Raw genomic sequence first — 11,820 nt, forward strand, 5'->3', positions numbered from 1 at the left:
CTAACAAGTTTTGGGGCAGAAACGAGTTACCCGTTTCTGTTTTGTACTCCATCTATATTGGCTCAATTACTTAAGACCATCACTTAAATCTAATCCATTGCCTGCCGCAGGCTCTTGTGCAAGCACTACTGTGACACGCTGCAAGTACGTCCCTGTAAGCTCGGCCATGACGTCCATGTCATGGACGGTCACAGCCGCGCTTACACCGGAATTTTCATTTCTTCGATTTAACTTTATTCGCGTCAACTTAAAAATAAAAAAGATACAAATCTAAAAGGCACCATTTGAATTGAGGACGCAGAGAAAATAGCGTGAGCCTGACAGGACGTCAGGCTAGCTTTCGTTGGGCCATGGACGGCCCGTCGGAAGTGTTAGCATTTTCGAATAAGGCCGAAGCAGTCTACAAGCGAGGTTGAAAGCTGGAGCAATCCCCGTTGAAAATATGCGCTTTTCAGCATTTTTCGTTTGGGGCGGCAGGGTGATCCAAGAGGGTATTGCTGTTGATACCCTTTTGGTCTGGTGTGGGCGAAGCGTCACGACTTTGATTTTTTTCAAACGATAACTTCAAAATTTGAAATAATTTTTTGGGGGCAGAATGTGTTAGTTTTTAACTGGCTTCCTCACCAAAAAGTATCAAACAATATTATAAATTATCAAACACTATTAAGAGTTACCAAACGTTAATATAAACTCACAATTAGCTCATTATCCCCTTCTTAATTTGAGTATCAATGAACTGTAATTAAGATATTCATCGCTTGTTATCCGTGCTTATACGATTAAGCCTCCTTGCACCCTAGGATCCCATGGCATTGAACTGATATACTGCCCGCTTGATTTTTGGGAGGACCAATGGACGTATCATCATTATTAGATGGCTTAAACGAAATGCAACGCGAAGCCGTAGGGGCGCCGCTTTCTAGCATGCTGGTTTTGGCTGGCGCAGGCAGTGGTAAAACGCGGGTATTAACCCATCGTATTGCTTGGCTAATGCAGGTTGAACAACAAAGTCCATACTCCATTCTAGCGGTAACCTTTACCAATAAAGCGGCGGCAGAAATGCGCGAACGTGTGGAAAAGGTCGTTGGCACAAACATGGGCCGCATGTGGATTGGAACCTTCCATGGCTTAGCGCATCGCTTATTACGCACCCATTATCAAGATGCGAATTTACCGCAAAGCTTTCAGATCATTGATTCTGACGACCAATTACGTCTACTAAAACGTATCCTTAAAAGTCTAAATTTAGACGAAAAACAGTATCCTCCTCGTCAATGCCAAGGCTATATCAATGGTAAAAAAGACCAAGGATTACGTCCTAAGCATATCGATGCGGGCAACTTTCCTATTGAGCAAAACTTATTAAACATCTACAAAATTTACCAAGAGTCATGCGATCGTGCAGGTCTTGTTGATTTTGCGGAAATATTATTGCGTGCACACGAGTTGTGGCTCAATAAGCCCCATGTGTTAGCCCACTACCAAGAACGTTTTAAGCATATTTTGGTGGACGAATTCCAAGATACCAATGCGATTCAGTATGCCTGGATCAGAGTATTAGCGGGTAAGTCAGCCAATGTGATGATTGTGGGTGATGACGATCAATCTATTTACGGTTGGCGTGGTGCGCAAGTTGAGAACTTACACCGTTTCTTAACTGACTTTCCTGGTTCAAATACGGTTAGACTTGAGCAGAATTATCGCTCAACAGCCAATATCTTGAATGCCTCGAATGAACTCATTGCTAATAATCCTGAGCGTCTAGGTAAAAAGCTGTGGACCGAAGATAAAGCCGGTGAGCCTATCGCCATTTATTGCGCCTTTAATGAGATGGATGAAGCGCGTTTTATTGTCGGAAAAATGGCTGAATGGCATGCAAAAGGGGGCAATCTAGCTGATTGTGCGATTTTATATCGCTCAAATGCACAGTCACGTGTCCTTGAGGAAGCGCTGTTACATAAAGGCTTAGCTTACCGAATCTATGGTGGTTTGCGTTTCTTCGAACGCCAAGAAATTAAAGATGCCATGGGCTATATGCGACTCATTAATAACAAAGATGACGACGCAGCCTTTGAAAGAGTGGTGAATACACCAACCCGTGGTATCGGTAATCGTACTTTAGAAATTATTCGCTCAACGGCTCGCCAGCAAGAAATGACCATGTGGCAAGCCAGTGTGCGATTAATGGAAGAGAAAGTATTAACTGGCCGTGCGGCGAATGCCGTTAATGGCTTCATGGATTTAGTGATTGGTATGCGCACCGACACCAGTGACATGAGTTTATATAGCATGGCTGATACTGTGATCCAGCGTTCTGGTTTACGCGCCATGTACGAGGCTGAAAAGGGCGAAAAAGCCCAGTCTCGCGTAGAAAACTTAAATGAATTAGTCACCGCTGCGCGCAGTTTTGAGATGCCAGAAGAGCTGGAAGATATGGGCGAGCTAAATGCGTTTTTATCTCATGCCGCACTTGAGGCAGGTGAAGGCCAAGCCGATAAGTTTACCGATGCGGTGCAGCTTATGACTTTGCATTCGGCTAAAGGTCTTGAGTTTCCAGTGGTATTTATGGCGGGCGTTGAAGAAGGGATCTTCCCAAGTAAAATGGCATTGGATGAAGGCGATCGTTTAGATGAAGAACGCCGCTTATGTTATGTGGGTATGACCCGCGCAATGCAAAAACTGTACATCAGTTACGCTGAATCTCGTCGCATTTATGGCCGTGAAGATTACGCCAGTCCTTCTCGTTTTATTGGTGAAATTCCATCGGAATATGTGGAAGAAATTCGCATGAAAGCGTCGGTATCAGCACCAGCGATGAGCAGCCGATTTAACGTGCCTCGCCAGTCAATCGCCAATGACAGTGGCTTTAAAGTGGGACAAAAAGTGAAACACTTTAAATTTGGTCAAGGCATAGTGACTGACTTTGAAGGCACAGCCGATAAAGCCCGAGTACAAGTTAATTTTACTGATTTTGGCAGCAAATGGTTATTAGTCTCTTTAGCCAAATTGGAAGCGTGTTAATAGAGAAAGTGAGCCGTTTTCTGTTTGATATCATTTGTTGATATCGATCAAGCAATTGCCATTAGAATAAGCTTTAATGGCTTTTGCTGATTAATTCAATTTTCAGCGTGTTAGATTATTATTTTGGCCAACACATAATAAAGAACGTCATGACAGTGTGACTAATAAGAAGTGAATAAACTTCAAATGCGGGAGTGAAGTTAGCCATGGCAGTATCCTCATGGACGCTAAAAGAGAAAATTTCGATTTACCAACGTTTAACACGTTTAGACAGACCCATTGGGACTTTGTTGCTCATGTGGCCATGCCTTATGGCACTGGTATTAGCGGCTGGTGGTATGCCGGATGTAAAGGTACTGGTTATCTTTGTATTTGGCGTGTTTATCATGCGCGCTTGTGGCTGTGTGATTAATGACTTTGCCGACCGAAAACTCGATGCCCATGTCGAGCGGACTAAACACCGCCCTTTAGCTTCTGGTGAAGTCAGCAGTAAAGAAGCCTTATTACTATTTGTGGTGATGGCATTAATCGCCTTTAGCTTAGTACTGTTTTTAAACCCGCTGGTGGTTAAGCTTTCTGTGGTGGGGATCATTCTCACCATCATGTATCCGTTTATGAAACGGGTCACCAATATGCCACAGATGTTTTTAGGCATTGTTTGGAGCTGGTCAATCCCCATGGCCTATGCCGCTCAACTGGGTTATGTCCCCATTGAAGCATGGTGGCTATTTGCGGCTAACTGGTGCTGGACAGTCGCATACGACACCATGTATGCCATGGTGGATAGAGATGATGACTTAAAAGTCGGTATCAAATCGACAGCAATTTTATTCGGTCGCTACGATAGAGAATGGATTGCACTGTTTCAGCTGGCTGCGTTAGTGTGTTTCATCTGCGCAGGATGGTCGGCTGAACGCGGCTTATTTTATGGCATTGGTGTTAGCTCGTTTATTGTCTTTAGTGGCTACCAACAATGGCTAATTTACAGCCGTGAACGGGCACCTTGTTTCAAAGCTTTTTTGAATAATAACTGGGCTGGGTTTGCCTTGTTCGTTGCACTCGCTGCTGATTATATGTTGCCCTACTAATTTAGTGTGAAAACGGTACAATAGCCTGAATAATAGCTGGGCCAATCAGAGGCTCAGCATTAATCAATAGCGCTAAAACAACATCAACAAGGATAGCTGATGCACACTTTTTTATTGCTGGTTGTGGCGGTAATGGGGTTATGTTTATCAACCTTACCGACGCCAGCAAAGGCAAATGATGCCTTTTCCATTCCTAATACAAGCTCCATTACGCTAGAAGACTCAGACCGAAGCTATAAGGTGTTTATTAAGCTGCCTAATAGCTATCAAGAGAACGATCCCGCTCAGTATTACCCTGTGGTCTATATGACCGATGCCATGTACAACTTTCAAGTGGTTTCAGGTGTTACTCGATTACCAATGAATATGCGCAATATGCAGCAAGCGATTTTAGTGGGGATCGATTGGCAAGAGGGCATGAGTCCTGCGGCAAGTCGTATTCGTGATTACACCCCAAGCTCAGATGAAAGCTGGAAGCGTAAAACCGGCGAAGCCGAACGCCATTTGCATTTTATTGCGAATAACTTGATGCCCCATATCAACAAAACCTATCGCACTATACCTAGCCAAAACACCTTAGTGGGTCATTCATTAGGCGGGTTATTTGGCGCCTATAGTTTACTGACCCAGCCGGATTTATTTAATAATTACTTATTGAGTAGCCCTTCTCTGTGGTTTAACGATAAACAACTGATGAAGCAGTTTCGCGGCAGTGACTTTATGCTTAAAAGTATCAATGCCAAGGTGTTTATTGCCATTGGCGAGTATGAAACGGCTGAGTTGACTGATTTCGGTCATGATATGGTTAATGATGCGAAGGAATTTAAAGCCATCTTAGAGCAAAAAAATAGGCTGTCGGCGACCCAAGGGGTTAATGTCAAATTACAGGTTATTGCCGAGGCAGATCACAGCATGGCATTTCCAACCGCTGCGATTCAGGGCTTAAGTTGGTTTTTGCCTCAGCAGAATAGGTTGGCTTTGCACTAATCAGCTAGCTCACGGTTTATCGTTACAAGGAGTGTATTGTGAAACGTTCGCTTAAATTTCGTTTGGGCTTTTTAGCCCTGGCCATTATCAGTTATGTCATCGGTTTTCAGGTGGTGCCTGAGCAGCTTAATAGCACTTATGAAATGACGGTTGTGAGTGGTATTTCTGTGCTTTATTTCCTGGTTTTACCGGTACTTTATTGGATTGCAATTATCAATATAGGTAAGCAAAAACCATGGAAAATATTGGCGATACTCAGCTTAAGCGCCTTGATGGCACGTTTGAGCTTTCCTGAAGACATTGCCAGTTACTTTGAATTTGTGATGTGGGTGCGCTATCCCATTCTTGCGGTTATTCTACTGTTTGAAATTTACTTATTATTTAGTGTGATTAAAGGCTTATGGCAGGCAAGAAAACTAAAAGGCGACCCAAGAATAAAAGCGCTGAATATTAGTGACGATGAGAAAAGCCAAATGGTAGGCATGATCATGGCGGGGGAAGCGGCTAATTGGTTTTACAGTATTCCTAAGTTTAGTGCTAATCACCCCAAAGCAATGACCAATATTAAGCTACTGAGTGCCAAAGCTTGGTTCATGTGGTTAATGATTGGCTTATGTTTTATTGGCTCGACTATCGCGTATTTATTGTTAGTGGACTGGAGTGAAATAGCGGCAATTCTGGTGTCGGCTATTGTCGGTTATGGCTTTTTGACCTTTATCGCGAATTACAGAATATCTCGGCATTATTCATTGTATGTCCATGATGACAAACTGGTGATTAACAATAGTATTTGGGGGTTGTTGATGGTGAATATCGCTGACATTAAAGCGGTGACCATCACTGAAACAACCAAAACCAAGGATGAAGACATTTTGTTTGTTGGCCGTGGTGATGTCGCCAATGTGACGGTCGATTTTAACCTAACTCAACGTTATTTTGGCGCTATGGGTCAGTTACCAGAGCCAATTGAACAGCTATTACTGGTTGTGGATGAGCCACATAAGCTACAACAAACCATCGAGCTTGCTCAATCCAACAAGGCAGACTCTGAGTCGTAAACGTTATAAAAGCAATGTTAATACTGCTTATTATTCTACCTTACTCACTATCCTATTCATTATTCTACTCACTATGCCACTCATAGAGTGGCATTTTTTTGTTTCAGGCATGAGCTAGTCCAAAGTGGTATATCAATCAGGCGGGTTTCAATAGACATCAGTATGATGATTCACCACAATTACCGAAAAACTCACAACGATTAAAAGCTATTTAAATCAATAGCTTTGTAACTAAATTGTTTCATAAATATTGGTAAATGTTACAGCTATGAATAACAAGCAAGCTCTGTTTGGTCTCATCATACTCATGCTAACTCTGGTTGCTGGGAGCACTTTGCTCAGCTCTGATGGGTTGTTTCTTCGGTTACTAATAGGGTTAAGTTTAGGTTTTGCCCTTGCGAAAGGCTCTATTGGTTTTGCGGGAAGTATTAATCGTGCATATCGACGTGGTTCAACGCAACTATTACAAACCTTGATGTTTATGTTTGTTATTACGGCCTTTATCAATGCAGGCCTGTTGATGAATACCGGATACAGTCAGTTTGATCTGTGGATTAATCCAATCAACTTGGGCTTATTGCTAGGCGGGGTGATGTTTGGTGCTGGGATGAGTTTATCAAGCTGTTGCGCCACTGGCATGATGGTTGAATTTGTCAGTGATATTCCACGGGCTGCGACCACGTTAGTGTTTTTTGGCGCTGGGGTATTTTTTGGTTTTCCATTACAAAGCGGACAGGAGTGGATAACTGATACTTGGGTTTCTTCTCAAAGCTATGACGGTAAAGGAGTATTTTTACCTGACTTATTCGCTAATACGCCTTTGAATGGCTACTTTATGGCGATGGTGATTACCTGTTTATTGGCATTCATTGTCGTAGTACTTGCTAAAAAGTATGAGAGCCACCGTCGCCAGAATGGGTCGTATTTAGGCGTCGATGGCGAGCTAGCCCGCCAACAGTTAGCTCAGCAAGAAGACAAACCCTTTAAGTTGTGGAGTGTGGAAACATATCGAGCATGGTTTGCTAGCTTATGGCAAATGCGCACCACAGCGTTAGTGATTGCAATTATATTTGGCGTCATGATGGCTAGTACGGGATCAGGCTGGGGCGCTTCAACGCCATTTGGTATTTGGTTTGCCAAAGGACTGATGTTGTTTGGCGTAGAGCTAGAGAATATTTCAGCTATGAGTGATCGCCCTGAAGGCATGTTTACTACAGCATTTTTTGACCATGAAATATCAGTGCAGAACATGGCGATATTTTTAGGTGCGTTAATTGCGGTATTGTTTATGGGTAAGTTCCGATTTTCATTTCGCTTAAATCATTCTTATAAACAGTTTGCCTTATTTGCTTTGGGCGGGTTGTTGATGGGCTTTGGCACTCGCTTTGCCAATGGTTGTAATGTGGGCGCTTTATTTACGCCAATCGCTAACTTTTCATTATCGGGTTGGGTGTATTTGGTTGTGCTGATTTTAGGCGGAATTATTGGCAATCGTTTTCAGCGCTGGGCGGTTTCTTAAAGAAATGCTTAATAGAATGTCATAATAAGTGCTCACTTAGTGATTATTTGCCATAAAAAAGCGCTCATGAGAGCGCTTTTTTGTTTTCGGCTTGGGGCTCAGCTCAAAGGGAGATCAGTTCGTAACTAATTTAGCTAAATCTGCAGGGCGATAATAAACGGATTTTAATACCTTACCTTGGCGAACCACCTTACCTGCCATTTCCACATCTTTGGCACACTTGGCAATGATAAACTCACCTTTAGTGCTACCGACAATTTCAACACCTTGCTTGGCATAATGAGCAATAGTTTCGGTGAGTTCTTGCTCGTTGCGGCACACTTTACTCATGTTACTTGAATGAACTTCATCCCAGCATTCAATGAAGTTAACTTCACGATTTTTAGCAACGGCGAGTAATAAATCTATCAAATAGCTGATCTCTAAACGATCGGTCATATTCGATGCGCCCAGGTGTACTAAACGGCCCATAAGCACATAAACAGAATCAACAATGGCATCAGCTTGTTCAACACGGCAATCTGCTTCTGCGAGCTCTGTGAGCTCTTCAATAATCAATGAAGTGTGTAGGGTATCTGCTTTGTCGTCTAGGCTAGCTGCATTTTCAATGGGCAAATCAAAGGTACTACGAAATTCTCTGATATCACGATATAAATGGTCATAAATGGGTTGGTCTAATACAGATAACTTCATTATTTATTAAGCCTAGAAAGTAGTAAATAGGCGAATATGGTAATGAATTGACAGGGCTTGTTCAAGATAAACGGCGGCCCAATTGCACAGGGACACCGTTTGTGAATAAAAAAACCGCCTAGGATGAATCAGGGATGTTAGGCGGAGGTTAATAGACAACCTTTTGTGATGATGAAACTTTCAAATTAATTATCGATGGGCGTATTTTTCAATCAGACCATCTAAATAAGGTTGGATACCTTCATCTGTCCAATCAATGTATCCACGAACAAAGCCGACTAGGTTTCCTTTGCCGTCTAAAATAAAGCTAGCAGGCAGTAAATCTGCAGGCATGATGTAATCAACATTCTTGTCAGGATCAATCCAAGTCGCGTAATTATCAAATCCATGTTGTTCGAAAAAGGGTTTTATATCATCTGGATTTTCATCAATAGAAATTGGCACAAGTGCAAAGTCTTTATCTTGATTTCGCTCTTTAATTGCCTGCATCGCTGGGATTTCTTTGATACACGGTGCACACCAAGTTGCCCATAAGTTCACCATGACTAGCTTGCCGTGGTGTTGTGCTAGGTTGACCTTGTTTTGTTGCTGATCGCTAAAGTCAATGTCTTGAATTTTGCGCGCATTTCGCAGCTCAACAAAACGCGACATCACCATAGGTTTCTCTATTTGTTCACCCGTTTCATAGACTTTCACATTCACAGGCTTTGCAGCAGCATTAAAAGTAACGCAGCCAGTTAAAAGCAGTAACGTGATTGGCATTAATTTATTCATATTCATTCTCGTTTAAATGGAGTTTAATTGGCGTTTGGGGTTGTTTAATAATCCAAGCGATACCACCGATTATTGTGAAAAAAAACAACCCAATTGGGATGAGCCATAAAGCTAACGTGCCTGAGTGCAGGCTAGGTTGATAGCGGATTCGTTCGCCGAAACGGGCTACCATAAAATCAATGATTTCTTGTTTGGATTGACCCTGATCGAGTTTTTGAAATATGTGCCCTTTAAGCTCGTTTGCTATTTGGGTTTCCGAATCAAATAAACTGCGATTATCAGATGCTGGGCAGCGCAGTTCTTGGGCAATTTCAAAACCAAGTTGACGTTTTTCATCAGCAGAATAATTTCGGTGGGATAATGCCTCAGAAGCCGTGACATTTTGCACGCTAAATATCAATAACACGGTTAATATGGCCACTGAAATAGGGCTGAACATGCGGTGGAGCATTCGATAGAATGGGGTCATGAGGTTGCCTCCTCTAGTCGAGATGTTTTCTGATCATTAGTGCGACATGGTGAGTGTTTTGATGCAGTGCTGTCACGGCAAGCTATGACAACCCATACGCCTGCTAACATCATCAAGATTGCGCCAATCCATAACCAATTCACCATAGGTTTGTAACTGATACGCACTAAATACTCTGTGTCGTTGAGCTGGTTGCCCATTGAGACATATAAATCTTTACCTAAGGTTGAATAGACTCCTGCTGCAGACATCTGCATGCCGTTAGTTTTAAAGGTTTGACGTTGCGGGTAGGCATAACCTACCGTCGTTTCTTCCTCATCCATAATACGAATGTTGGCTTGTAGCGCATCGTAACTGTTGGTTGAAACTTGCTGGGTGTTTTCAAATACGAAGGTATAACCTGCTAGTGTTCGCCCTTGATTAGGGCCCATGCTCAACACTTCTTCTTGCTCAAGGTTTGATACAACAGAGCCTGCAAAAATAGCCACTGCGACACCAAGATGAGCGACACACATAGCATAAAATCGACGAGTCTGAGTTATTGAATTGGTATGAAGTTGATGCTGGATCATGGCAATGATCAATGTGAGCACTAACCAAGTTACCGACATTAATCCAATGAAGAACCAAGCATTTGCTTGTTCAAATGAGTTGTTGATGATTGCTGCTAATACGATTGAGATACCTAGCAAAAACGCAGGCACTTTCAGATTCTTAGCGCTATCTTGTTGCCAACGCAGTAGAGGGGCTAGCCCCATTAATAAGCTGAGTAGTACCAGGATAGGGACAAAAATACTGTTGAAATAAGGAGCGCCTACAGAGATGGTGACGCCAGTAATAACTCGGTAAATAATCGGATAATAACTACCTAGTAGTACCGATAAAGCTGCAATAACCAGTAACAAGTTGCCGATTAATATCAAGCTATTGCGTGAAATTAAGGCAAACTTATCGGTAGATTGTATATATTGAGCCCGAGTGGCAAAAAGTGCTAAGGCGCTACCAGAAAATAGTACCAATAATAGCAGTATTGACATACCACGAGTTGGATCTGCAGCAAATGCATGAACAGATTGCACCACACCTGAACGTACGATAAAAGTGCCCAGTAAGCTTAATGAGAATGCTAAAATAGCCAGAAACAAGGTGAGCTTTTTACATTGTCCGAAGCGTCCAGTCATCACCACTGAGTGGACTAATGCAGTGGCAACTAGCCAAGGAATAAAAGAGGCATTTTCAACCGGGTCCCAAAACCACCAACCACCCCAGCCTAGTTCGTTATATGCCCACCAAGAACCAAACGCATTACCCCCTGTTAAGAAAACCCACGCCAAAATAGCCCAAGGACGTAAATAGCGCGCATGCTGTTGTGTGAATTGTTTTCCCATGAGTGCAGCAACTGCCGCAGCGAAGCACACCGTGAGACCAACGTAACCTAGAAATAATAACGGTGGATGAATAATTAAGCCGATGTTTTGCAAGATAGGGTTGAGGTCTCGACCTTCGATAGGGAAGTTGGGTAATAACCTAACAAATGGGTTTGAGGTGAAAATGATGAATAAACTAAAGCCACAGATAACAACTGCTAGCACTGAAATTGTTCGGATAAAGAAAGCATGATCAGCTTCATTGTTATGAGTATTGGCAATAATAACCGTCCATAACGCGATAGCACTCACCCAAAATAACATTGAGCCTTCGTGGCTGCCCCAGATAGCAGCGACTTTATAGAAAGTGGCTAACTGAGTATTAGAGTGATCAGCGACATAGGCTACTGAAAAATCATTGCTAATAAAGCTAATAGCTAAACAAATAATCGCACCTAAAAAAGCACTAATCATCATATTACTGATAGGGCGATAATAGCTAATTAAATAAGCATTACGCTTATATAAACCCACCATAGGAATAACGGCTAATAATAATGATAACGCAGCGGCTATTATTAACAGTAAATGCCCAATCTCTGGAATCATATTATTACCTATATATTGTGTGGAGGGTTTAATAATTAATATCAGTTAAATCTATTTTGTTAATGAGAAAGTTATATCAATATTAATTAGACGTTTTGTTGTCTTTAAACGACTTGTTTCTAGTGACTTATATCATCACTTAAATAAGAAGCAACTGAAGGTTATCTATGTTGAGGATATTTTTCTGTGAGGTTGATCTTAATAATTTTGCTAATTTTAATATTGAGATATTTTT

The 11,820-nt window shown here is 42.1% G+C and carries 10 protein-coding genes; 5 read left to right on the forward strand and 5 right to left on the reverse strand.

All coding sequences use genetic code 11. The features are described 5' to 3' along the window. Positions 1-66: 66 nt before the first annotated feature. Positions 67-192, reverse strand: coding sequence for a hypothetical protein (locus BCU84_RS21120; RefSeq protein ID WP_277868769.1), 126 nt, complete (start codon positions 190-192; stop codon positions 67-69). 660 nt (positions 193-852) lie between these two features. Here BCU84_RS21120 and uvrD point away from each other — a divergent pair. From uvrD to BCU84_RS20065, 5 genes are all read left to right on the forward strand, one after another. Beyond that, on the forward strand, positions 853-3,021 hold the full coding sequence (gene uvrD, locus BCU84_RS20045) for a DNA helicase II (RefSeq protein WP_102529807.1): 2,169 nt from the start codon (positions 853-855) through the stop codon (positions 3,019-3,021). A 206-nt stretch (positions 3,022-3,227) separates the two neighbouring features. Next, complete coding sequence (gene ubiA / locus BCU84_RS20050) at positions 3,228-4,109, forward strand: 4-hydroxybenzoate octaprenyltransferase (RefSeq protein WP_102529808.1); 882 nt, start codon at positions 3,228-3,230, stop codon at positions 4,107-4,109. Positions 4,110-4,208: 99 nt separating this feature from the next. Beyond that, positions 4,209-5,096, forward strand: a complete 888-nt coding sequence (locus BCU84_RS20055) for an alpha/beta hydrolase-fold protein (RefSeq protein WP_102529809.1) — start codon at positions 4,209-4,211, stop codon at positions 5,094-5,096. Between the two features lie 38 nt (positions 5,097-5,134). Then, positions 5,135-6,154 carry a hypothetical protein gene (locus tag BCU84_RS20060; protein ID WP_102529810.1) on the forward strand — a complete coding sequence of 340 codons (1,020 nt, stop codon included), beginning with the start codon at positions 5,135-5,137 and terminating at the stop codon, positions 6,152-6,154. A 268-nt stretch (positions 6,155-6,422) separates the two neighbouring features. Then, positions 6,423-7,673, forward strand: a complete 1,251-nt coding sequence (locus tag BCU84_RS20065) for a YeeE/YedE family protein (RefSeq protein WP_102529811.1) — start codon at positions 6,423-6,425, stop codon at positions 7,671-7,673. A gap of 114 nt (positions 7,674-7,787) precedes the next feature. Here BCU84_RS20065 and BCU84_RS20070 read toward each other — a convergent pair whose 3' ends face one another. The 4 genes from BCU84_RS20070 to BCU84_RS20085 form a co-directional block, all read right to left on the reverse strand. Next, entirely contained in the window at positions 7,788-8,366 is a 579-nt protein-coding gene (locus tag BCU84_RS20070; RefSeq protein WP_102529812.1) for a nucleoside triphosphate pyrophosphohydrolase family protein, read from the reverse strand. Between the two features lie 189 nt (positions 8,367-8,555). Beyond that, positions 8,556-9,140, reverse strand: coding sequence for a TlpA disulfide reductase family protein (locus BCU84_RS20075; RefSeq protein WP_102529813.1), 585 nt, complete (start codon positions 9,138-9,140; stop codon positions 8,556-8,558). Next, the gene (locus BCU84_RS20080) at positions 9,133-9,609 is read right to left on the reverse strand and encodes a cytochrome c-type biogenesis protein CcmH (protein WP_241903470.1); all 477 of its coding nucleotides are present in this window, start codon (positions 9,607-9,609) and stop codon (positions 9,133-9,135) included. Before BCU84_RS20080 ends, BCU84_RS20075 begins: the two co-directional genes overlap by 8 nt. Continuing rightward, complete coding sequence (locus BCU84_RS20085; protein ID WP_102529814.1) at positions 9,606-11,585, reverse strand: heme lyase CcmF/NrfE family subunit; 1,980 nt, start codon at positions 11,583-11,585, stop codon at positions 9,606-9,608. Before BCU84_RS20085 ends, BCU84_RS20080 begins: the two co-directional genes overlap by 4 nt. Positions 11,586-11,820: the final 235 nt, after the last annotated feature.

Origin of the sequence: Shewanella sp. 10N.286.51.B7 (genome assembly GCF_002873615.1) — a bacterium.
Lineage (GTDB): Bacteria > Pseudomonadota > Gammaproteobacteria > Enterobacterales > Shewanellaceae > Shewanella > Shewanella electrodiphila.

Bases quoted from the DNA above. Each gene is read 5' to 3' on its own strand.
- uvrD (WP_102529807.1), top strand. From the start codon at position 853: ATGGACGTATCATCATTATTAGATGGCTTAAACGAAATGCAACGCGAA.
- ubiA (WP_102529808.1), top strand. From the start codon at position 3,228: ATGGCAGTATCCTCATGGACGCTAAAAGAGAAAATTTCGATTTACCAA.
- BCU84_RS20055 (WP_102529809.1), top strand. From the start codon at position 4,209: ATGCACACTTTTTTATTGCTGGTTGTGGCGGTAATGGGGTTATGTTTA.
- BCU84_RS20065 (WP_102529811.1), top strand. From the start codon at position 6,423: ATGAATAACAAGCAAGCTCTGTTTGGTCTCATCATACTCATGCTAACT.
- BCU84_RS20070 (WP_102529812.1), bottom strand. From the start codon at position 8,366: ATGAAGTTATCTGTATTAGACCAACCCATTTATGACCATTTATATCGT.
- BCU84_RS20075 (WP_102529813.1), bottom strand. From the start codon at position 9,140: ATGAATAAATTAATGCCAATCACGTTACTGCTTTTAACTGGCTGCGTT.
- BCU84_RS20080 (WP_241903470.1), bottom strand. From the start codon at position 9,609: ATGACCCCATTCTATCGAATGCTCCACCGCATGTTCAGCCCTATTTCA.
- BCU84_RS20085 (WP_102529814.1), bottom strand. From the start codon at position 11,585: ATGATTCCAGAGATTGGGCATTTACTGTTAATAATAGCCGCTGCGTTA.